This window comes from Nonomuraea sp. NPDC049480, assembly GCF_044465905.1.
Classification (GTDB): Bacteria; Actinomycetota; Actinomycetes; order Streptosporangiales; family Streptosporangiaceae; genus Nonomuraea.
In genome coordinates, this window is record NZ_JBITMD010000028.1 from 51,974 (window position 1) to 73,477 (window position 21,504).

Annotated in this window: 22 protein-coding genes; 14 read left to right on the top strand and 8 right to left on the bottom strand. The window is 71.3% G+C overall.

Annotated features, from left to right (window positions below; translation table 11 throughout):
* The first annotated feature begins 423 nt into the window (after positions 1–423).
* Together ACIBX3_RS49290 and ACIBX3_RS49295 are read left to right on the top strand one after the other, a co-directional pair.
* Entirely contained in the window at positions 424–786 is a 363-nt protein-coding gene (locus tag ACIBX3_RS49290; RefSeq protein WP_397127648.1) for a sec-independent translocase, read from the top strand.
* Between the two features lie 21 nt (positions 787–807).
* Positions 808–1,176: a hypothetical protein gene (locus ACIBX3_RS49295; RefSeq protein WP_397127649.1), complete on the top strand. Its 369-nt coding sequence runs from the start codon at positions 808–810 to the stop codon at positions 1,174–1,176.
* Here the strand turns inward: ACIBX3_RS49295 and ACIBX3_RS49300 are convergent.
* Positions 1,173–2,117, bottom strand: coding sequence for an EamA family transporter (locus ACIBX3_RS49300; protein ID WP_397127650.1), 945 nt, complete (start codon positions 2,115–2,117; stop codon positions 1,173–1,175). The two genes, ACIBX3_RS49295 and ACIBX3_RS49300, sit on opposite strands and share 4 nt — an antisense overlap.
* Before the next feature lie 99 nt (positions 2,118–2,216).
* On the opposite strand from ACIBX3_RS49300, the gene ACIBX3_RS49305 reads away from it, so the two are divergent.
* Entirely contained in the window at positions 2,217–3,425 is a 1,209-nt protein-coding gene (locus ACIBX3_RS49305; RefSeq protein ID WP_397127651.1) for a magnesium transporter MgtE N-terminal domain-containing protein, read from the top strand.
* A complete protein-coding gene (locus ACIBX3_RS49310) occupies positions 3,415–3,882 on the top strand; it encodes a DUF1003 domain-containing protein (RefSeq protein WP_397127652.1) in 468 nt (155 codons plus the stop codon). Before ACIBX3_RS49305 ends, ACIBX3_RS49310 begins: the two co-directional genes overlap by 11 nt.
* Here the strand turns inward: ACIBX3_RS49310 and ACIBX3_RS49315 are convergent.
* Entirely contained in the window at positions 3,866–4,327 is a 462-nt protein-coding gene (locus ACIBX3_RS49315) for a MarR family winged helix-turn-helix transcriptional regulator (RefSeq protein WP_397127654.1), read from the bottom strand. The two genes, ACIBX3_RS49310 and ACIBX3_RS49315, sit on opposite strands and share 17 nt — an antisense overlap.
* A 161-nt stretch (positions 4,328–4,488) precedes the next feature.
* Here ACIBX3_RS49315 and ACIBX3_RS49320 point away from each other — a divergent pair, with 161 nt between their 5' ends.
* The 3 genes from ACIBX3_RS49320 (at position 4,489) to ACIBX3_RS49330 (ending at position 7,313) form a co-directional block, all read left to right on the top strand.
* Complete coding sequence (locus ACIBX3_RS49320) at positions 4,489–5,628, top strand: Mrp/NBP35 family ATP-binding protein (RefSeq protein WP_397127655.1); 1,140 nt, start codon at positions 4,489–4,491, stop codon at positions 5,626–5,628.
* Positions 5,629–5,720: 92 nt separating this feature from the next.
* Positions 5,721–6,368 (top strand): hypothetical protein, encoded by a 648-nt coding sequence (locus ACIBX3_RS49325; RefSeq protein WP_397127656.1) that lies wholly within the window; start codon positions 5,721–5,723, stop codon positions 6,366–6,368.
* 12 nt (positions 6,369–6,380) lie between these two features.
* A complete protein-coding gene (locus ACIBX3_RS49330) occupies positions 6,381–7,313 on the top strand; it encodes an HpcH/HpaI aldolase/citrate lyase family protein (RefSeq protein ID WP_397127657.1) in 933 nt (310 codons plus the stop codon).
* Here ACIBX3_RS49330 and ACIBX3_RS49335 read toward each other — a convergent pair.
* Positions 7,303–7,848 (bottom strand): DUF6529 family protein, encoded by a 546-nt coding sequence (locus ACIBX3_RS49335; RefSeq protein ID WP_397127658.1) that lies wholly within the window; start codon positions 7,846–7,848, stop codon positions 7,303–7,305. The genes ACIBX3_RS49330 and ACIBX3_RS49335 overlap by 11 nt on opposite strands.
* The gene (locus tag ACIBX3_RS49340; protein ID WP_397127659.1) at positions 7,845–8,543 is read right to left on the bottom strand and encodes a hypothetical protein; all 699 of its coding nucleotides are present in this window, start codon (positions 8,541–8,543) and stop codon (positions 7,845–7,847) included. The genes ACIBX3_RS49335 and ACIBX3_RS49340 overlap by 4 nt, the downstream gene beginning before the upstream one ends.
* Positions 8,544–8,642: 99 nt before the next feature.
* On the opposite strand from ACIBX3_RS49340, the gene ACIBX3_RS49345 reads away from it, so the two are divergent.
* Both ACIBX3_RS49345 and ACIBX3_RS49350 read left to right on the top strand, forming a co-directional pair.
* A complete protein-coding gene (locus ACIBX3_RS49345; protein WP_397127660.1) occupies positions 8,643–9,629 on the top strand; it encodes a lysostaphin resistance A-like protein in 987 nt (328 codons plus the stop codon).
* Positions 9,630–10,035: 406 nt separating this feature from the next.
* Entirely contained in the window at positions 10,036–12,969 is a 2,934-nt protein-coding gene (locus tag ACIBX3_RS49350; RefSeq protein ID WP_397127661.1) for a hypothetical protein, read from the top strand.
* Here the strand turns inward: ACIBX3_RS49350 and ACIBX3_RS49355 are convergent.
* Complete coding sequence (locus ACIBX3_RS49355; protein ID WP_397127662.1) at positions 12,955–13,353, bottom strand: NUDIX hydrolase; 399 nt, start codon at positions 13,351–13,353, stop codon at positions 12,955–12,957. The two genes, ACIBX3_RS49350 and ACIBX3_RS49355, sit on opposite strands and share 15 nt — an antisense overlap.
* A gap of 74 nt (positions 13,354–13,427) precedes the next feature.
* On the opposite strand from ACIBX3_RS49355, the gene ACIBX3_RS49360 reads away from it, so the two are divergent.
* The 4 genes from ACIBX3_RS49360 (at position 13,428) to ACIBX3_RS49375 (ending at position 17,214) form a co-directional block, all read left to right on the top strand.
* Positions 13,428–14,054 (top strand): DUF6758 family protein, encoded by a 627-nt coding sequence (locus ACIBX3_RS49360; protein ID WP_397127663.1) that lies wholly within the window; start codon positions 13,428–13,430, stop codon positions 14,052–14,054.
* 40 nt (positions 14,055–14,094) lie between these two features.
* Positions 14,095–14,817 carry an MBL fold metallo-hydrolase gene (locus ACIBX3_RS49365; protein ID WP_397127664.1) on the top strand — a complete coding sequence of 241 codons (723 nt, stop codon included), beginning with the start codon at positions 14,095–14,097 and terminating at the stop codon, positions 14,815–14,817.
* Positions 14,818–14,870: 53 nt separating this feature from the next.
* Positions 14,871–15,854 carry a RecB family exonuclease gene (locus ACIBX3_RS49370; RefSeq protein WP_397127665.1) on the top strand — a complete coding sequence of 328 codons (984 nt, stop codon included), beginning with the start codon at positions 14,871–14,873 and terminating at the stop codon, positions 15,852–15,854.
* Positions 15,855–16,029: 175 nt separating this feature from the next.
* The gene (locus ACIBX3_RS49375) at positions 16,030–17,214 is read left to right on the top strand and encodes an MFS transporter (protein WP_397127666.1); all 1,185 of its coding nucleotides are present in this window, start codon (positions 16,030–16,032) and stop codon (positions 17,212–17,214) included.
* Here ACIBX3_RS49375 and ACIBX3_RS49380 read toward each other — a convergent pair.
* Positions 17,165–18,076 carry an oxygenase MpaB family protein gene (locus ACIBX3_RS49380; RefSeq protein WP_397127667.1) on the bottom strand — a complete coding sequence of 304 codons (912 nt, stop codon included), beginning with the start codon at positions 18,074–18,076 and terminating at the stop codon, positions 17,165–17,167. The genes ACIBX3_RS49375 and ACIBX3_RS49380 overlap by 50 nt on opposite strands.
* Before the next feature lie 13 nt (positions 18,077–18,089).
* Positions 18,090–18,980 (bottom strand): alpha/beta fold hydrolase, encoded by an 891-nt coding sequence (locus tag ACIBX3_RS49385; protein WP_397127668.1) that lies wholly within the window; start codon positions 18,978–18,980, stop codon positions 18,090–18,092.
* 86 nt (positions 18,981–19,066) lie between these two features.
* Between ACIBX3_RS49385 and ACIBX3_RS49390 the strand changes: the two genes are divergently transcribed.
* Positions 19,067–19,189, top strand: coding sequence for a hypothetical protein (locus tag ACIBX3_RS49390; RefSeq protein WP_397127669.1), 123 nt, complete (start codon positions 19,067–19,069; stop codon positions 19,187–19,189).
* A 98-nt stretch (positions 19,190–19,287) separates the two neighbouring features.
* On the opposite strand, the gene ACIBX3_RS49395 is transcribed toward ACIBX3_RS49390, so the two are convergent.
* Positions 19,288–21,276, bottom strand: a complete 1,989-nt coding sequence (locus ACIBX3_RS49395) for a DEAD/DEAH box helicase (protein ID WP_397127670.1) — start codon at positions 21,274–21,276, stop codon at positions 19,288–19,290.
* Between the last annotated feature and the right edge of the window lie 228 nt (positions 21,277–21,504).

Genomic DNA, 21,504 nt, shown 5'->3' on the forward strand with positions numbered 1-21,504 from the left:
CCAACGGCACCGACGCCTGCCGGGGTGACGCCTGAGTCGGGCCGATGGCTGGAGGACCCATGGCCGGCGGACCGATGCCCGGCCGGACCCATGGTCGACGAACCGATGGCCGATGCGTGGTCGGCCGGGTGTCGCGGACCCGACGGCGGCACTCTTATCCCGCAAACACCTTCCGCCCGACGGCGGGGCACGATGCGTGGTGGTGCTGGAGGTGCCGAAGCCGCCTCCGGGTGCGGTCTGTTCCGGGCGTCGGTCAAGGCGATGAGGTGGCCGGGTCCGGCGGAAGGGCCCGCACGTGGGGTGGGCAGGGAAGGCAGGCGCGGGGGATCCGGGAGGGAGGCGACCGAGCTAGGCCCTGGAGCCCTTAGTCTGTGGATAGGCCGGGGTTGTCCTCGGAGGCTGAGACTGCGGTAGGAGCTCACGGTGTTCGGACTCGGGTGGGGGGAGATCGCGGCGCTTATCGTCATTGCGCTGCTCGTCTTCGGTCCCGACAAGCTGCCTCAGGCCGCCGCACAGGCCGGCAGGACGCTGCGCAACCTGCGCCGGATGGCGAACAACGCGCGTGATGACCTCCGCGCCGGACTGGGCCCGGAGTTCCAGAACTTCGACCCGGCCGACCTCAACCCCAGGAATTTCGTCCGCAAGCACCTCCTCGACGACATCGAGGAGGACTGGAACGGCAAGAAGGAGCTGGAGCCGGTCGCGGCGGCCCCGTACACACCGGAGCCGGTCGTGGACGAGCTGGGCTTCGGCGAGATCCCGCCCTACGACTCGGAAGCCACCTGACGCGCCAGTAGAGTTGCGGGTGTGAGCGACAACACCGCGGCCATCGAGGAGGGCGCCAAGAAGTCCGGCATCCTCTGGCTCACTCTCGACCGTCCCCGCCTGGCGTGGCACGCCTGGCACGACGGCGCGATCTACCTGGTGACCGGCGGCGAGGAGCAGCGCCTGCCGGGCCTCGACGCCCTCGACCGGGTCCACGTGACGCTGCGCAGCAAGGACAACGGGGCCAGGCTGGTGGAGTTCGACGCGGCGGTGTCGGTCGTGGACCAGGCCGCGGCGGCCGACGCCGTGGCGGTGCTGGCCAAGGAGCGGCTCAACGCCCGCGACAGCGAGCACCTGACCGAGCGCTGGGCCCGCGAGTCCACCGTTCTGCGGCTGACTCCCGAGCGTTAGGCGGCCACGGGTTCCTCGACCTCCGTGACGGGTGACGGCCCGGCGGACGCGGTGGCCGTCTGGGCGAGGAGCGCCCCGGACAGGACGATCAGCCCGCCCAGGATCTGGAAGACGCCGAGCGTCTCGCCGACCAGCGCCCAGGCCACCATGGCCCCGCCGATGACCTCCAGCGACGCCACCGTGGCGCCCACCGCGGCCGACAGCCGCCGCACGGCGTTCACGCCCAGGATGTACGCCACCACCGTCGCGATCAGCACCATCCACAGGTACGCGGCGAGCACCGGCAGCGTCCGCCCGCCCTCCGGCGCGACCGAGACGGTGAACGCCTCCCACGGGATGTCCCACGGCCGCGCGAACGGCACCAGCACCACGGCCGCCCCCGTCATGCCCCAGGCGATGAGCCCGAGCGGGTCCACGTCCTCGCCGAAGCTATCGCTCATGATGAAATATCCGGCGCAGCACGCCCCGGCCAGCAGCCCCAGCAACAACCCCAGCGCGTCCAGCCGCAGCCCCTGCCACGCCTCGACCACGATCCCGAGTCCCACGACGGCGACGACCGCCCCCACGTACGCGGCCCGCGCGAGCCGGACCTTGCGGACGAACCGCACCCAGGCCACCACCATCACCGGCGCCATGAACTCCAGCAGCAGCGCGATCCCCACCGGCAGCCGCGTGATCGCGACGAAGTACAGCGACTGCACCCCGGCCACCGCCATGACCGCGTACAGCCCGAAGAACGGCAGCCTGGACCGGGGGATCCGCAGCGCCCGCGGCCGCACCACGGTCAGCACGGCGAGCAGCAGCAGCCCCGCGCCCGCCATCCGCGTCCACACGGCCTCCATCGGCGCCAGCCCGGCGGTGATGAGGTATTTGGCCATGGGCCCCGAGAACGCGAAACACCATGAGGACACGAACGCGAGCGCGAGTCCCGAATACCTCATTGCACACCACCATCAGTTACGTAATGACCGTCAAGCAGGTTTGATACTGACATGTCGGGCGTGCCGGGCGCAACGGCGATGCGCTGTTAGCCTGGCCACGTGCAGATCTTCGTGGCCCGGTTGCCGGGGACCCCGGTCTTCGACCCGGCTGGGGATCAGATCGGCCGGGTCAGGGACGTCGTGGTCGGCCTGCGTATCGGCCGCCGGCCCAACGTCCACGGCCTGGTGGTGGAGGTGCAGCCGCGCCGCCGCGTGTTCATGCCCATCACCCGGGTACGCCGCATCGAGGCCGGCGCCGTGGTCTTCACCGGCCGCATCAACATGCGCAGGTTCGAGCAGCGCGCCGCTGAGACGCTGGTCGTCGGCCAGATGCTGGACCTGGCCGTGCGCCACGACGACGAGCCCATGACGGTCTACGACGTGGCCATGGAGGAGGTCAAGCCGTCCACCTGGGAGATCACCAAGGTCGCCCTCTACCGGGGCAGGCGGCGCGACCCGAGGGTGGTGGACTGGGGAGAGGTGTCCGGGTTCGACACGCTGCAGAAGGACCAGGGCGCGGCCGGGCTGATCGCGGCGTTCGAGTCGATGCGCGCCGCCGACATGGCCAGCGCCCTGCACCACCTGCCGAGCAAGCGGCGCGTCGAGATCGCCCGCGCGCTCAACGACGACCGGCTGGCCGACGTGCTGGAGGAGTTGCCGCCCGACGACCAGATCGGCATCCTCGGCACGCTGGAGCCGGAGCGGGCGGCCGACGTCCTGGAGGAGATGGCCCCGGACGACGCCGCCGACCTGCTGCACGATCTGCCCGACGAGCAGGCGGCCAAGCTGCTGGCTCTGATGGAGCCGGGGGAGGCGGCGCCGGTGCGCCGGTTGCTGAGGTATCCGGAGGACAGCGCGGGCGGCGTGATGACCAGCGAGCCGGTGATCCTGCCGCCGACCTCCACGGTGGCCGAGGCGCTGGCGCACATCAGGATGCAGGACCTGACGCCCGCGGTGGCGGCCCAGGTCTATGTGACCCGGCCGCCCACGGAGACGCCGACGGGCAAGTACCTGGGGGTCTCGCACTTCCAGCGGCTGCTGCGCGAGCCGCCGTCCACGCTGCTCGGCGCGGTGATGGACCCGTCGATCGACCCGATCAGGCCGGACTTCACGCTGATCGAGATCACCGCCTACCTGGCGAACTACAACCTCGTGGCGGCGCCGGTCGTGGACGAGCTGGGCAGGCTCGTCGGCGCGGTGACCGTGGACGACGTACTGGACCATCTGCTACCCGAGGACTGGCGCGAGGGGGCCGACCATGACCGCTGAACGACTGGACCAGCCCCGCGAGCTGCGCCGTACGCTGCGGCCGCACTACGATCCTGAGGCGTTCGGCCGGCTGTCCGAGCAGATCGCCCGCTTCCTCGGCACGGCGCGGTTCCTCGTCTACATGACCGTGTTCGTCGGGGTCTGGGTGATCTGGAACGCGGCCGCGCCCGCGAACCTCACGTTCGACCCTTACCCGTTCATCTTCCTCACGCTCATGCTGTCCCTGCAGGCCAGCTACGCCGCGCCGCTGATCCTGCTGGCCCAGAACCGGCAGGACGACCGGGACCGGATCCAGTACGAGCACGACCGCGAGGTCGCCGAGCGCAACCAGGCCGAGATCGAGTATCTGACGCGGGAGATCGCCGGGTTGCGCATGGCCATCAACGAGGTCGCCACCCGCGACTACCTGCGCGCGGAGCTCGTGCGGCTGGCGGAGGAGCTCAAGGAGCGCCGCTGAGGTCCAGCTTCCCGAGCATGCCCCTGATCTGGGCGATCTCGCCCGTGGCGAGCATGTCGAGGAACTGGGTCCTGATGCCGCGCAGGTAGGTCGGCGTCGCCTCGGCGAGCCGGGCCGAGCCGCGGTCGGTCAGCACGGCGAACAGCCCGCGCGCGTCGTCCGCGCACGCCTCGCGTGACACCAGCCCGTCGCGCTGCAGCCGGTCGATGAGCCTGGTCAGGCCGCTGCGGGAGAGCAGCACGCGGTCGGCGAGGTCGTTCATGCGCAGCCGCCGCTCGGGCGCCTCGGCGAGCTGCATGAGCACTTCGTACCAGGCCAGCGGCAGGTCATGGGCGACGAGCAGCTCGGCCTCCAGCTGACGGGTGATGCGCACCTGAGCACGCTGCAACATCCGCCAGACCGCCAGCTCCTCGACGGTCAGGCCCTCGTCGCGCAGAAGAGTCACGGAGTAACCTTAGGACGTTGTTGCATATACATCTAACAGCACGGATTAACTCAGCGGGGCCTCCGGTTCATACCATGGAGGGGCATCCTCACTGGCGTCCAGCGCCTGTCTCACATATACCGACAAAGGAGGGACGGCACTCCCTCGTGCCGACGACTTCGATGGCACCAACCCAGGAACTGGTGACTGCGGCACTCGCCACCGTCATCGACCCCGAGATCCGTCGCCCGATCACGGATCTCGGCATGGTCAAGAGCATCGAGATCGCTCCCGAGGGAGCGGTGCGGGTGGGCATCTTCCTCACCGTGGCCGGGTGCCCGCTGAAGGACACCATCCGCCGCGACGTCACCGCGGCCGTCACCAAGCTCGAAGGCGTGACGGGCGTCCAGATCGAGCTCGACGTCATGAGCACCGAGCAGCGCAAGGAGTTGCAGACCAAGCTGAGGGGCGACCGCGGGCCGGAGAAGGAGATCCCGTTCAACCAGCCCGGCTCGCTCACCCGCGTGTTCGCGGTGGCCAGCGGCAAGGGCGGGGTCGGCAAGTCCTCCGTGACGGTCAACCTGGCCGTCTCCATGGCCGCGAACGGCCTCAAGGTCGGCATCGTGGACGCCGACATCTACGGCCACAGCATTCCTCGCATGCTGGGCGCCGCCGAGCGGCCCACCAAGGTCGAGGACATGATCATGCCGCCGGTGGCGCACGACATCAAGGTCATCTCGGTCGGCATGTTCAAGCCCCCCGAGGGCAACACGCCGGTGGTGTGGCGCGGTCCGATGCTCGACCGGGCGCTCCACCAGTTCCTCGCCGACGTCTACTGGGGTGACCTCGACGTCCTCCTGCTCGACCTGCCGCCGGGCACCGGCGACATCGCGATCTCGGTGGCCCAGCGGTTGCCGGGAGCGGAGATCCTGGTCGTGACGACGCCGCAGATGGCCGCCGCCGAGGTGGCCGAGCGGGCCGGGTCCATCGCGGCCCAGACCCACCAGCAGATCGCCGGCGTCATCGAGAACATGGCGTGGCTGCCCTGCCCGCACTGCGACGAGCGCATCGCGGTGTTCGGCGAGGGCGGCGGCCAGATCGTCGCCGACGCGCTGACCCGCACGCTGGGGGCCCGCGTGCCGCTGCTCGGCCAGGTCCCGATCGACCTGCGCCTGCGTGAGGGCGGTGACGAGGGCAAGCCGCTGGTCCTGACCGACCCCGACTCGCCTGCGGCGGCCGAGCTCATCAAGATCGCCTCCGGCCTGAGCAGGCGCGCCTCCAGCCTGAAGGGCCTCCAACTGGGCCTGGCGCCCCGCCGCTGAAGCCTCCGGGCCGACCTCCGGGGAGGAGTTCCCCGGAGGTGAACCGGTCGCGCGGAGATCTCCGTTGTAGGGGCATGCGATCCTTGCCCGTCATGGCCCTGGCTCTCACCCTTGCGACCGGCTGCGGCACCGCCACCACGCCCACGGCGATCGCGTGCGCGGCCGGAGCTCCCACGGGCCGGCTGAACACCGGGGTCCTGTATCAGGTCCACCTGGACTATCGGCCGTACGCGACGCCGGAGGCGCTCGCCGCCGAGGGCGCGGAAGCGGTCGTCACGGGCCGGGTGACGGGCTGGGTGCCGGGGCTCGTCGTCGAGGAGCACATACCGGGCGACCGCACCCACTACATCCTCATGCGTACGCAGGTCGAGCGGAGGCTCAAGGGGGCCTCTGACGACGTCGTCCACGTGCCCTTCTACCAGGGACCGGCGATCGACGACCGGGGCACGCCCATCCAGAGCCAGGGCGACTTCGAGCGCGCCGTCCCCGCGGGCACGCGCGTGCTGCTGTTCCTGAACCGGCCCCAACCGGCGGGCACCGTCGTCGAGGCGCCGCAAGGCCTGCCGCCGGCCCACTCCACGCCTCCGCAGGGCGTGGTCCTGCACGAGGTGATCGAGGATCCCGGCGGGAAGGCGGTCGGCGGGCGAGTGGAGATGTTCTCCTCGCCGGGCTGGAACCAGCCGTGCGGCATCGACGGCCTCATCGACCGACTCCGCGCCAAGGGCTTCACCGGCGACTAGTACGGTGTGCGCATGCGCTCACGTCGTTCGGTTCTCGCCGTGCCCGGCAGCAACCCCCGTTTCCTCGAGAAGGCCCAGACCCTTCCCGTCGACGAGGTCTTCCTCGACCTGGAGGACGCCGTGGCGCCGGCGGCCAAGGACGAGGCGCGCAGGAATGTCGTGGCCGCGCTGCGCGAGGGCGACTGGTCCGGCAAGACGCGCGTGGTCAGGGTCAACGACCTCACGACGCAGTGGACGTACCGGGACGTGATCGAGGTCGTCGAGGGGGCGGGGGAGTTCCTCGACTGCGTGCTGCTGCCCAAGGTGCAGGACCCCACCCAGGTCGTCTGGCTGGACACGCTGCTCACCCAGATCGAGAAGACCATGGGATACGCCGTCGGCCGCATCGGCATCGAGGCGCAGATCGAGAACGCCCGCGGCCTGGTGAACGCCGACGCCATCGCCGGATCGTCGAAGCGCCTGGAGACGCTGGTGTTCGGGCCCGCGGACTTCATGGCGTCGATCAACATGCGCACGCTCGTCGTCGGAGAGCAGCCGCCCGGCTACGACGAGGGCGACGCCTACCACTACATCCTCATGCGGCTGCTCATGGCGGCCAGGATGCACGACCTCCAGGTGATCGACGGGCCGTACCTGCAGATCAAGGACGTCGAGGGCTTCCGGCGGGTCGCCAGGAGGTCGGCGGCGCTCGGGTTCGACGGCAAGTGGGTGCTGCATCCCTCCCAGGTGGACGCGGCCAACGAGGTGTTCTCGCCGGCGCAGGAGGACTACGACCACGCCGAGCTCATCTTGGAGGCGTACGAGTACTACACCACGGTCGAGAAGCGCGGCGCGGTCATGCTGGGCGACGAGATGATCGACGAGGCGTCACGGAAGATGGCGCTCGTCGTGGCCGCCAAGGGTCGGGCGGCCGGGCTGACGCGGACGAAGACCTTCACACCTTGAAGCCGATGGCGGTGAAGAACCAGAACGACGAGGTCAGCCAGAGCCCGATCAGCGCGGTGAACGCCAGCCCGCCGAGCACGGGCAGCGTCCAGCCGGGCGCGTCCCGCTTGGGCAGGGCCAGCATCTTCGCCGTGAACACGCCGTAGAAGAAGCAGCCGAGCAGCGAGTGCGCGAGCACCCGGGGCACGTCGTACTGCAGGCCGAGGGCGTACAGGCAGTGGAAGGCGACCGGGATCGTGAGCACGAACGCCAGCCGCCCCGACCAGCGGTGCACGGCGGGCGGGATGTTGATCCCGAGCTTGCCCCACATCGACAGGGCCGAGACGACCTGCACGATCGCCAGCACGAACGCGCCCGTCGTCAGCCACACCTTCATCGGCAGCGCCGCGGAGAAGCCCGCCACGCCGACCGCGAACCCGGTGGGCGTGTGCACCCGGCCGTAGATGCCGAGCGCGAGCACCACCAGGCCGCCGACCAGCAGCGGCACCAGTAAGACGGTCAGGCCGCGCGAGGGGCGGTGATGGATGGCGGTCATTGCATCTCCTCGATGAAGTCGTCGACGCCCTTCGGGTAGACCGTGGCGCCGTCGACCGTCAGGGGTGCGGTCGGCTGGTCGCCGTTCAGCTCGGGGATCTCCACCGGCTTGCCTGCCTGGGTGCCGGCGCCGACCGTGTAGTAGCCGCCGTTCGGGTTCTCCACCCTGATCCATCCGGCCTTGAAGGTGGCGCCTCTGACGATCGCCGTGGCCCGGTAGAGACCGGACGGCTTCTTCACCGTGGGGGCGACGAAGCTCCACTTCTTGCCGCCGAGCGACACCCAGCCCTTGGCCTGGCCGCCGCCCAGCGCGGCGGTGATCTTGCCGGCCGCGATCCCCTTCAGGTTCACCTGGTCGGCGGACTGGCTGCCCTTGAACCAGGCCTCGGTCCGGCCGTCGCAGAAGTAGCCGATGGCCTTGCCGTCCCTGATCGAGACGGCGATGAGGGCGCCGTTGCCCTTGACGCGGCCGGCGTAGTCGGCCTTCTCGATCCGCTTCTCCTCCGCCTTCGTGGGCGAGGGCTCCGGCTGCGCGGAGTTCTCCTCCACCGCGGGTGCCTCCGCGGCGTTGTTGTCGTTGTTGTCGGCGGCGGCGGTCGTGTCCGCCGCCGGTGTCGCGGTGATGCTGGCGACACCGAGCCCCGCGGCGAGCACTGCTCCTGCCGCGAGGGTGATGACAGGTCCCAGCCTTGACATGGACTGCTCCCAGGGTCGAAACGCTTATGACAGAGAGCATCCGCCAAAACCGGTGCCGCGTCTGTGAACTAATGCGCATCAGATGGACAGAATGGAGAGATGCAGGAGAACCCGGGGCCGCAGCTTCCGTACGGCGCGCAGTATTCCTATCCACCCGTGCCCCCGTCACGGTCCTGGTTCCTGCCGGCGCCCGGCGGGGCCCGCTTCGACCACCTGGCCAGGAACGACGCCGCCCGTCCCTGGCGGGCGATCGTCGGCACGCTCGCGCTCGCGGCCCTGTTCTTCGTCGTCGCGGCGGTGGTGATCTACGCCGGCGCGGTGGTGGCGATGTTCCTCGGCGTCTCGGCGCCGCTCGACGTCGAGCGTGAGCTCTTCGGCGATCCGGTGTTCGGGCTGGCCGTGACGCTGCTGTCGATCGCGGCCGTGTTGCCGTTCGTGTTCGGCGCGGCGGCGCTCGTCCAGCGGCGCCGGCCCGGCACGCTCTCGTCCGTGGCCGGGCGGCTGCGCTGGACGTGGCTGTCGGGCTGCGTCGGGCTGGCGGTGCTGGCGCTGGTGGTCGGGCAGGTCGTGCAGGTTCTCGCGCTGGCGTTGTCCGGCGAGGAGTACGCCGGCATGTTCGGCTGGGTCGGGTGGGCCCGCTTCCTGCCCGCGCTCATCGTGATCGTGCTGCTGGTACCGTTTCAGGCCGCCGCGGAGGAGTACATTTTCCGCGGCTGGTTCCTGCAGGCCGTCGGGGCCCACGTACGCAATCCGGTCTGGGCCATCCTCATCGGCTCCGCGCTGTTCGCGTCGTTGCACGGCTACTCGTGGGCCGGGCTGGCCGAGGTGTTCGTCTTCGGGGCCGTCATGGGATGGCTGGCGGTGCGGACCGGGGGACTGGAGGCGGCGATCGCGCTGCACGTCATGAACAACATGCTGGCGTTCGGGCTGAGCGCGGCCTCCGGAGACCTCAGGGACGCCTTGATCCAGAGCAGGGTGGAGGTGCCCTGGCAGGCGCAGGTCGGAGTGGTGGCGCAGCTCGGTCTGTACGTGTTCGGTGTTTTGTATCTGGCCAAAAAGCGGTCAATAGGCACTATTTCGGGATAAATGAGACCGAAGGTTCGGGGAATCTCGCTAGAGAGGTCTCGCTATTCCGGCTCATTCATGCTGCTCTGGATCCTGTGGACGGCTAGGGTCTCCCGGAGGTGATCGTTTCGGCCGTGTGATACTTCGTCGGGTGAGGGCAGCAGAGTTCGGAACAAGCGCATAAGAACGGACAAACTTCGTGGAACGGTCCCTGAGGATGGCCGTTCCGTACGACTCGTTCGACTAGGAGGTACGGCGCGTGGCCTCCGGCCCCAGCGAACCGCCACGGCGACCGCCGGGTGACGACGACCCGCGTTCCGAGGACACGTCGGAACCGCAATCTTCCCCAGAGCCCAGGATCAGCCATTCCCCGCCGGGTCCCACCGACGATCGGGCCAGGGGCTTACCTCTGACCTCCCCGTGGGGCATGCCGCCCTTCTCCGCGCCCATCCCGGGCGAGGAGCCGCAGGAGGCGCCCAAGGGACGCAGGCCGTACAGCTCGCCGACGGCGGAGCCAGAGGCAGAGCCGCGCCGCCGTCCCCGCCGCATCGTCAACCGGCCGGACAAGCTCGTGGCCGGCGGCCCGCCCAGGACCCCGTCCCAGGAACGGCCGCCCGCACCCGAGGCTCAGGAGCCCACCGCCGAGCAGCCGGCGGCCCCGCCCCGGCGGGATCCGCGTACGGCCCCGTACCGCCTCGTGGTGCCCGCCGAGGAGCCCGTCGCCGAGGCCCCCGCACACGCCCACGACGCGCCCGCCGAGCCCTGGAGCCGGCACATCGAGCTGCCCGAACGGCCGGAGGGCGAGCCCGAGTGGACTCAGCAGATCGACCTGCCCGAACGGCCGGAGCACGAGCCTGAGTGGACTCAGCAGATCGACCTGCCGGAGGAGCAGAGCGAGCCGTGGAGCCAGCGGATCGAGCTGCCTGAGCGGCCGGAAGAAGAGTCCGGCGAGCCCGAGGTGCGGCGTGTCGGGCGGCCGCCGGCCGGGCGGCCCGCGCGGCCCGATCTCCTGGTCGCCACCGGACAGCCGCGCCCCCAGGGGGCCGGCGGGCGGCACCACCGAGGCCCGGCCCCCGCCGCCGTACGCAGGGCCGGCCCCGCTCGCCGGGGTGGCAAGGCCGCCCCCATCGTGCTGAGCGTGGCCGCGGCCGTGCTCGTGGCCACCGGCGTGCTCGTGTGGCAGTGGACCGGCGACGTGGCCCCCGGCCTGCGCCTGGAGGCGGGCACCGGCCGCTCGGGAGACGAGTTGTTCACCGTCCCCGCCGCGGGCGACGGCACCAACCAGAAGCTCAACGACATGACCTCGGTCGGCCGCGCCGTGGTGGCGGTCGGCAGCGACACCACCGGCCCGACCCCGCGCCCGCTGTTCCTGTTCTCGCCGGACGGCGGCAAGAACTGGCAGCTCGGCCAGGTGAGCGGCGCCTCCACGCCCACGGTGCAGCGGGTGGTCGGCGGCGACGGCCGCTGGCTGGCCAGCGGCGGCGACGGCCAGTCGGGCGAGCGCGGCCTGTGGACCAGCACCGACGGGCGCAGCTGGGAGGCCGTGGAGGCGTCGGGGATGGCCGCGTTCCGGCCCGGCGACCAGATCCACGACATCGCCAGGACGGCGTCGGGCTTCGTGGCGGTCGGGCGCACGACCGGAGACGACGGCGCCTCAGGCCCCGCGGCCTGGCACTCCACCGACGGCCGTGCCTGGGAGCGGATCGAGACCACGGGTCTGGAAGTACGCGAGATCAAGGCCGTGGTCGCCAAGGGCGACACCGTCGTGGCGATCGGGCACCCCGCGGAAGGCGAGGGTTCGCGGGTTGTCCGGTCGGCCGACGGCGGGCGTACCTGGCAGGTCACCGGCTTCCAGCTGCCCGAGGCCATGCCGCGTGCCGGGACGCTGGCGGTGCTGCCCAAGCGGTTCGTGCTCGTGCCGACGCGGCAGCGCACGGTCACGGGCGACGTACGCGTCTACTGCTCCCCGACCGGGACGCAGTGGTCACAGTGCGGCACAATCGGCGGCCTGAGCGGCGAGAGCGTCGGCGTGGAGTCGCTGATCTCCTCCCCGTCGGGCGTCGGCGCGGTCACGCAGGCCAGCCTCGGCCGCTACTCCGTGCTGACCACCACCGACGGGCGCGACTGGACCAAGCGGGCCGACCTCGGCAACCTGCCGGGCGCGACGCTGCGCGGGTTCACGATCGCCGCCGGCGGCACCCTGCTCGCCGGCGGCGACCAGGCCGCCTCGGACGTGGACAACCAGCTCGTGCTCATGGCCTCGCCGCCGCGCGGACAGGCCTCGCGGGTGCAGCTCGGCGACGTCGAGGGCCTCACCCGCATCGCGCGCGAGACCACCGGCATCGCCACCTTCGCCGGCCGGTACGTGGCCGTCGGCTCGGCCTCCGGCGACGCCGGCCTGTGGACGATCAAGGACTGGCGGAGCTGGAAGTCCATGAGCCTCGGCGGCCCCGGCAGGCAGCGGCTGGAGGACGTGGCGCACGGCAGCCGCGGCTGGCTGGCCGTCGGCGGCACGGAGGCCAACGTGGCGCTCACCGACCCGCTGCTCGTCACCTCCGGCGACGGCGAGAGCTGGAAGAAGGTGAACGCCTCCGGCGACCTGGCCCGCCCGCCCGACCACCCGTACCTGGGGACGCACGTGGTGACCGCGGGCGCAAAGGGATACGTGCTGGCCGGCGAGGACCGGGACCAGGCGGGCACGGCGAGCGCGGCCATCTGGTTCACCTCCGACCTGCGCAAGTACACCCGGTCGAAGAAGCTGCCGCAGGGCGGCTCCGGCGTGCGGATCCACGACGCGGTGGCCACCGCGGACGGGTTCGTGGCGGTGGGCGGCTCCGGCTCGGCCGACCAGGAGAGCAGCGTGGTCTGGTACTCGGAGGACGGCGTCAACTGGAACTCGCGCACGCGTGCGGCCCCGCAGGACGCCACGTCGGCCGGGCTCCGCCAGATCACCTTCTACCAGGACAAGCTGGTGGCCATCGGCACCGCGCTGACAGGCGGCTCGCGGCGGGCCTTCGCCGCCGTCTCCGAGGACGACGGCGCGACGTGGCAGACGGCCTGGCTGCCCGCGGACCAGGCGGCCGCGGTGCACGACCTGGCCGCGACCGAGGAGGGACTGGTGGCGGTCGGCTGGCACGGCGTGCCCGGCGAGGGCGACAGCGCGGCCTGGACCTCGCAGGACGGCCTGACGTGGAACCGCATGGCGCTCACCAAGGACCGGTTGGCCGGGCAGGGGATGCAGTGGCTGACGGCGGTGGCCGTGTCGGGGGCCGAGGTGGTGGCGCTCGGGCGGTCCACGACGTACAACGCCGACCACCTCATCCTGTGGAGTTCCAGCCTCACCTCCTCAGGAGGCAGGTAGGACGCCCCAGCCGGTCAGGGTCTCCAGCAGATCCGCCGAGAGCGGCAGCCGGGCCAGCTCGTCCGCCGAGCACCAGCGCACCTCGGCGGCGTCGTCCCCGGCCACGGGCACACCGCCGGCCACGGTGGCCAGGTAGTCGCGGATGACGTACGTGACGCCGCCGGGGCCGGGGCGGTCAACCGTGCCGGCCAGGCGGCCCACCTCGACATGCAGGCCGGTCTCCTCCATGACCTCGCGCCGCAGCCCCGCGTCGTCGCTCTCACCGGGCTCCAGGCGGCCGCCCGGGATCGACCACAGGCCCTCGCCGGGCGGGTGTCCCCGCTTGATCAGGAGGATCCGGCCGGAGGCGTCGAAGATGATCGCGCCGACACAATTTACGCGCACATGACCAAGATTACGACGGGATAACGAGATGCGGCCTTGACGTAGCCGTGCCAGAGAAAGCACCGTGGGTAGTTGTGAGAGCGGCTCCAACCTGCCCACGGTGTTTTGGCCCGCTTCACGGGCCGAGCGCTTGGTCTAGTGCGTTTCGATGTGACACGCACGGTGACGTCCTGCCCTATCAGCCTCCGTGGCCGCCGACCAGCACGGCGCTCGAGGCGATGCGCAAGAGTTCCGTCGTGCCCGTATGGCTGCCGTGGCCGTTGCCGGCCGGCTGGCTGGTGACCGGTTTCGGGGAGGTGGGCGACCAGCGCACCGGGGCCCGGGCCAGCATTGTGGCGCTGACCGGGCCGTCGTTGATGGAAGGGCCGGCCGACATGCTGGTCATCGCCGAGGAACCGGGCATCGGGCTGGGTGCGGCGTTCGCGGGGCTGGGAGGTCCGGATCCCGGCGAGGGGTTCGACGCCGGCCCGCCGAACGCCAAGATAGAGGTGCTCGGGCATCCCACCCCGCTGTGGTGCGTGGACGGGGAGGACGACCGCGCCGTCTACGCCGGCGAGGCCCTGGGCAACTGGCTGTGGACGATCTGCTGGCCGGCCGACGCCGGCTGCATGATCGCGCTCGCCGAGCTGTCGCTGATCGACGCGCGAGACCACGAGCTGGACGTACCCTTCGGGGCGTTCTCCCCCCGACTGGAGGATTAGCGAGTCGCGCTGTCAGGCAGACCGACTAGAGTTCGGAGGCGTGACAGCGCGTATCGAGCGAGTGGTGACCGAGGGCGTCGTCGACATCGACGGCACCGAACACAAGGTCGAGAACAACACGTGGATCGTGGGCGACGACGAAGAGGTGATCATCGTCGATCCGTCCCGCGACGCCGAGAAGATCATGGAGAAGGTGGGCGAGCGGGAGGTGCTGGCCGTCATCTGCACGGCGGGCCTGCCCGACCACGTCGGCGCGGCCATCGAGGTGGCCAGCAGGGACGAGGCCATCGTCGCCCTCCACCCCAAGGACAAGCCCCTGTGGCGGGAGACCTGGACGGAGACCTGGCCCGACATCGACATGGAGGACGACGGCATCTTCGAGGTGGCCGACGTCCAGCTCGACGTCATGGAGACGCCGGGCGTCACGCCCGGCGGCGTGTCGCTCTACTGCGAGGCGCTCTCGGCCGTCTTCACCGGCAAGGCCCTGCAGGCCGACGGTCCCGGCAAGCTGGGCGGCGAATACCCCGCCCTGGCCGACCAGCTGACCTCGATCGGAGGGCGGCTATTCACGCTGCCCCTCGACACCCGGGTGCTGGCCGTCCACGGTGACGAGGTGTCGATCGGCGACCTGGAGCCGCACTTCGACGACTGGGTCTCCGGCTCCCTGACCCGCGTCGACGCCGGCGGCGAGGACGAGGACGAGGGCCCGCTGCCCGACGGCACCAAGGTCTCCGGCATCAAGCTCACCCCAGGCGACAAGTAGGTGAGTGAGCGCGGCGGCATGTGGCGACGGAGCCCGCCTCAGGGAGTGAGGCCATGAGCACAGTGGAGGGCCAGCTTCCGCTGGAGGGAATGCCGCGGCGGCTCTATGCCTGCACGCCGTCGCGGTTGAACACCTGGCTTGACTGCCGCCGCCGCTACCGGTTCACCTACCTGGACCGGCCCCAGCCGTCCAAGGGGCCCGCCTGGGCGCACAACAGCGTCGGGGCGAGCGTGCACAACGCACTGGCGGGCTGGTGGCGGGAGCCGTACGAACGCCGCACCCCGCTGACGGCCGCCATCCTGCTCACGAACGGGTGGATCGGCGAGGGGTTCAGGGACGCCGAGCAGTCGGGGCGCTGGCTGGAGCGCGCCCGCGACCTCGTGTCCGGATATGTCGCGACTTTAGATCCGTCCGATGATCCGGTCGGCGTCGAGCGCACCGTCGCCACCCGCACCAAGGTCATCGCCGTGTCCGGCCGTATCGACCGGCTCGACCGGCGCGGGGACGAGCTGGTCGTGGTCGACTACAAGACCGGGCGCCGCCCGCTCACCCAGGACGACGCCCGCTCGTCGCTCGCCCTCGCCGTGTACGCGGTCGCCGCGTCCACGATGATGCGCACGCCGTGCCGCAGCGTCGAGCTCCACCACCTGCCGACGGGCGAGATCGTCGAGTGGCGGCACACCGACGAGTCCCTGGCCCGCCACCTGCTGCGCGCGGAGGACCTGGCCACGGAGGCGGCGGAGGCGGACGAGCGCTACCGCGAGGTGGTCGGCGCGCCCGCCAAAAGCCGCGCGGCGGGCGGCCGGTCGGCCGCCACGACGGCGCGCGCTCGATCCGGGACTGCGGCGGGCGGCGAGTGGCCGGCGGCGCCGGGCGAGCGGCAGGTCGTCGGGCCCGCGCCGGTGCCCGCCGAGATCGACCAGCTGTTCGCGCCCAGCCCCGGCCCGATCTGCTCCTGGTGCGACTTCCGCCGCCACTGCCCCGAGGGCCAGGCGGCCGCTCCCGACCGCAACCCCTGGGACGGCCTCGCGGAGTGACGTTCAGGTGGGCCACCACTCCCGCAGCGCGTCCTGGACGGCCTTGGCCCTGGTCTCCAGTACGATCACCCGCTGATCTGCTCGCCCGGGTCGAGGTCACCCTCAGAAGACGGAGATGTCGGTACTTCGTCAAGTTGATCCGTTTCCCCGGTGAAACAATGGCTATGCACCTTGTGTGACACGCGTGGGGCGGTTGCCGGCGGCGGTGGCGCTGGGTGCCCTGTTCAACCCGCTCAACTCCTCCATGATCGCCGTCGCGCTGCCCGACATCGAGGCCGAGTTCCATGTCGGGATCGCCGCCGTGACCTGGCTGGCCGCGGGGTTCTACCTGACCGGCATCCTCGTCCCGCCCGTGATGGGCACGCTGGCGGACCGGCTCGGGCCGCGGCGGGTGTTCTGCGCCGGGCTGGTGACGATGGCGGTGACGGGCGTGCTGGCCGCCCTGGCGCCGACGTACCCGCTGCTGGTGGCGGTGCGGCTGCTGCAGGCGTTCGGGAGCTGCGCCACCATGCCGGCGGGGATGGCGATCGTGCAGGCGGCGATGGCGGGCGAGGACGGCAGGCCGCCGCCGCGCGTGATCGCGATGATCTCCATGGTCCTGACCGCCAGCGCCGCCGCCGGGCCCGTGCTCAGCGGGTTCCTGATCTCCCTGTGGGGGTGGCGGGCGATCTTCCTGGTGAACGTGCCGCTCGCGGCGGTCGCTCTCACCGCCGCGCTGCGCTGGCTGCCCAAGGTACGCGTGGACGGCACCCGCCGGGCCCTGCTGCCCCGGCCCAACCTGCGGCTGCTGGCCACCTGCGGCCAGTTCTCGATGGTCAACGTGGTGTTCTACTCGGCGTTCTTCCTGGTGCCGCTGTGGGCGCAGCGCACGGCGGGCGTGCCCGCGCACGTCGCGGGGCTGCTGGTGCTGCCGATGGCCGCGCTGGCGATCGTCATGACGCCCGTCGCGGTGGCGCTGGCCGCTCGGGCCGGCATGCGGACCGTGCTGGTGCTGAGCGCGGCGCTGCTGCTCAGCGGATCCCTCGCGATGTTGGCCGTCGGGCCCGTCGCGATGGTCCTGGTGGCCGCGTCGCTGCTCGGCGTGGCCTCGGCCTTCAGCCAGTTCGGGCTCAACTCGCTGGTGTTCGTCCACGCCGGCGGGCGCGACACGGGAGTCGCGGTGGGGTTGTTCCAGGCCTCCAGGTACGTCGGCGCCGCCACCGCGTCCTCCCTGCTCGGCGTGATGTTCGAGCGGGCCGGCATGGGCGGGAGCGCGTGGACCATGATCGGCGTGTCCGCGGTCGTGCTGGCGGGCGGCCTGGTCCTGCCCGTCAGGCGGGCGGCGCCGTCGGCCGGCGGCGGGGATCGGTCAGGCCCTTGAGCCCCTTGCTCACGTCATAGCCCGCCGCGCCCAGCCGCTCCCTGGAGGCCCGCAACATCTCTCGTGTGCCCGGCATGAACGCGTGGTCGTGCACGGGCTCCGGCAGCGAGTTCAGCCCCAGCCGGAACGCGCGCAGCGCCGCCGTGACCGTCGCCGCCGGCACCTCGGGCAGCGCGCCGTACATCCGCCTGGCCCAGTCCGGCAGCGTGTAGTAGCACAGCGCGCCGAAGGGGAAGTAGGCCGGCTTGCCCGCGGACAGCAGCCTGAGCTCACGCGGCAGCCGCGGCCACAGCAGGAACCTGACGGTCGAGGCCGCCTCGGGCGTCACGCGCAGGCTGGGGCGCACCTGCTTGAAGTACGCCTCCATCTCCGCGCACGTGCCCGGCACGTCGTCGGGGTGCAGGCCGACGTACGCGGCGCTCTTGCGCTGCTCGGACAGGTAGCGGTCGGCCTGCCGCTCGGTGAGCCCCAGCCCGCCGCGCCTGGCCACCTCCAGGTACGACGACACCTCCGCGCAGTGCACCCACAGCAGCAGCTCGGGATCGTCCACCCGGTGCGTCCGCCCGGTATCGGGGTCGTGGACGCGCAGCGCCTTGTGGATGCCGCGCACCCGCCGCCCGATCTCGTCAGCCTCCTCCGGGCTGCCGAACGTCACCCGCCCCACGAAGTCCGCGGTCCGCCGCAGCCGCCCGAACGGGTCCTCCTGGAAATTGGAGTTCTGCCAGACACCCCACATGGCCAGCGGGTGCAGCGCCTGCAGCATGAGGCCGCGTACGCCGCCCACCCACATCGAGCGGTCGATGTGCACCTGCCAGGTCGCACTGTGCGGCGGCTGGACGACCATTTCTTCGATGCTCGCCATAGTAAGTGCATAATTACATGGCATTGGACCTTGTGTCCAAGAAGTGTTTTTCGGCCGCGTTCCAGAACCTGACCAGCGCCGCCGCGGTCGTCTCGGGCGCCTCGACGGCGGGGGAGTGAGCGGCGCCCGGCACGACCACGCACTCGGCCCCGATGCCGGCGGCCATCTCGGACTGCGTCTCGGGCGGCCAGCCGTCGTCGTGCTCGCCGTACAGCACCAGCGTGGGCACCTCGATCTGGCGCAGATCGTCGGTGCGGTCGTGCATGGTCAGCACCTGCTCGGCCATGCGGGCCAGGGCCGTGGGGGAGTTGGCCAGCAGGCGCCTGTGCAAAAACGCCACGATGTCGTCGGGCACGTCGTTGGCCAGCGCCTCCGGCTCGAACCTGTGGTGCCACACGTGCTCGAGCCCCAGGGTGGGCACCTCCTCCACGAGCTTCCTGCCGTGGCTCGCCCGCTTGCCCTCGATCGCCGCGGGGCCCGAGCCCATCAGCGTGAGGGAGGCGAACTTCGTCCGGCCGTCGATCGCCGCCTCGCGGGCCACCAGGCCGCCGAAGGAATGCCCCACCAGGTGCACGGGGTCGCCGGAGCCGATCACCTGGGCGAGGGCGTCGAGGTCCGCACCGAGCGCGGCGCAGGTGTAGGCCTCGGGGTCGTCGGGGCCCGGGGTTTCGTACTGGCCGCGCAGGTCCACGGCCACCACCCGGCGGCCGGACTGGGCGAGGGTCATCAGGACCGCGATGAAGTCCTCCTTGCTGCCCGTCAGGCCGGGTGCCAGGAGCGCGGGCCAGCGCTCGATCACACCACTGACCGGAACCGCCTCCAAGGCCGCGAACGTGCCCTGTGACGTCTCGATCTTCTGTGGTGCGACGCCAGGAGGCAGGTCGAGGAATCGCGGCGTACTCACGTGGGGCAACAATACCCAGAGGTCAGCGCCTCGACACCGGCATGGCCATTACGCTGGTGCGAGTTCGGAGGAGATGTGACCAATGCGTGACGTCGACCACCGCCGTGCGCGTCCCCAGGGGCCTCGTGGAGGGCTCTGGGCGGGTGCCTGGGGTGCTGGCGTACCCCGACGGGGCCGCCGGGGGGATGGTGCGCTGTGGCGCCGCCTGAGGAGCACGTACGGCTGCTCCGCCCGCACCTTCACCACGCTCGGGAACGCGAAAGGCGCGCACCCCTGATCGGGTGCGCGCCTCCTTACCTCAGAAACCTCAGCCCACATGGCGGCGGGTGTTACCCCCGCCACGGGGCTGACGCCGCTGCTGCTTGCGCTCGCTGGCGGCGGACGGGGCGATGTCGTCGTCGTCCGTCGCCAGGTCCGGTGACTGGAAGATCACCGAGAACGGGCTGGCCGGAATGATCCGCTCCGGCTCGCGCACCGGGGGCGGCGGCGTGGCGAGAAAGCTCGGTTCGGTCTCCTGCCGCTCCACCACTGACGCAACCTCCTGCCGCTCCACCACGGGAGCCTTCTGCCGCTCCACCACGGGTGGAGCCTTCTGTCGCTCCACCACGGGCGGAGCCTTCTGCGGCTCCACCACGGGCGGAGCCTCCTGCCGCTCGACCACGGGCGGAGCCTCCTCGACCGCCGGCGCGGCGGTCTTGGCGGCGGCCCGCCGCGAGCGGGTGCCCTCGGCCGGCACGTCCGCCGGCTGAGTGCCTTCGGCCGGCGCGTGGGTCGCCGCCCTGCGAGAGCGGGTGGCCTTCGCCGGCGCCTCCGCCGTGTCGTCCGCGGCCTTGCGCGAGCGCGTGCTCTTCACAGGAGCCTCTGGAGCTTCGGCGAGCGCCTGCTCGATGGCCGACGTGGCCGCCCCCCTCCGTGTACGCGTGCGGCCGGTCGCCGCGGCCTGGATCTCGTCCGGTGAGAAGATCGCGGGGGTCTCCTCCGCCTTGGCATCCACGAGCTCGACCTCCGAGGTCTCGACGGGTGCGGTCTCCGCCAGTTCCCTGCCGCCGCGGGTGCGGCGGCGCTGGCGCGGCGTGCGGGCAGGACGCTCCTCGCGTTCGTCGCGGCGCTTGCCGCCACGCCCGCGAGGCCTGCCGGTCTCGCCGAGGTCCTCGATGCGCTCCGCGGACAGTCCCACACGCGAGCGGCTCGCGTGCGGCAGGACGCCCTTGGTGCCCTCGGGGATGTTGAGCTCGGCGTAGACGTGCGGCGAGGTGGAGTAGCTCTCCTCGGGCTCGGCGAAGTCGAGCCCGAGCATCTGGTTGATCATCTTCCAGCGCGTCAGCTCCTCCCACTCCACGAACGTGACCGCGATGCCCGTGCGCCCGGCCCGGCCGGTGCGGCCGATGCGGTGCACGTACGCCTTGTCGTCCGTGGGGCAGTCGTAGTTGACCACGTGGGTGACGTCGTCGATGTCGATGCCGCGGGCCGCCACGTCGGTGGCCACGAGCACGTCGATCTTGCCGTTGCGGAAGGCGCGCAGAGCCTGCTCTCGCTGGCCCTGGCCGAGGTCGCCGTGGACGGCCGCGACCGCGAAGCCGCGGGTGTCGAGCTGCTCGGCGACCATGTCGCAGGCCCGCTTGGTCTCGCAGAAGACCATGGTGAGCCCGCGGCCCTCGGCCTGCAGCAGCCGGCCGACGATCTCGATCTTGTCCATCCGGTGGACGCGCCACACGATCTGGCGCGTCAGCGGCGTGGCCTCGCCCTCGCCGCCTTCGTGCTCGGCGCGTACGTGCGTCGGCCGGTTGAGGTATTTCCGCGACAGCCCGACGATCTCGCCCGGCATCGTCGCCGAGAACAACATCGTCTGCCGCTCCGCGGGGATCAGCTTGAAGATGCGCTCGATGTCGGGCAGGAAGCCCAGGTCGAGCATGCGGTCGGCCTCGTCCAGGACGAGCGAGTTGACCTGGCTCAGGTCGAGGTGCTTCTGCTTGACCAGGTCGAGCAGACGGCCGGGGGTGCCGACGATGACGTCGACGCCCGCCTTGAGCGCCTCGATCTGCGGCTCGTACGCGCGGCCGCCGTACACGGTCAGGACCCGGGAGCCGAGCTTGCCCGCGGCGGTGACGAGGTCTTCGCTGACCTGCACGGCGAGTTCACGGGTCGGTACGACGACCAGCCCGCGGGGCTTCTTGCGGTTCTTGCGCGGCTTGCCGATGCTCTGCAGCATGGCGATGCCGAACGCGTAGGTCTTGCCCGTGCCCGTGCGCGCCTGACCGATCAGGTCCTGTCCGCTCAGCGCGAGCGGGAGCGCCATCTCTTGAATGGGGAACGGTGTGACGATGCCCTCGGTCTCGAGGGCATCGGCGATCTCTGGAGTGACTCCGAGGTCTCGGAAAGTCGTCAGCTTGGCCTGCCTCAATCTTCTATGAAGGCGGGCCTGCCGGGACCGATGGGCGGAAACGCCCCCGTTTCGTGGGTCCTCGCGGTAGAGCCAGCCCTCTCGCTTCATCAGCGACCGCGCCTCCGGGAAGTGGAGGTATCC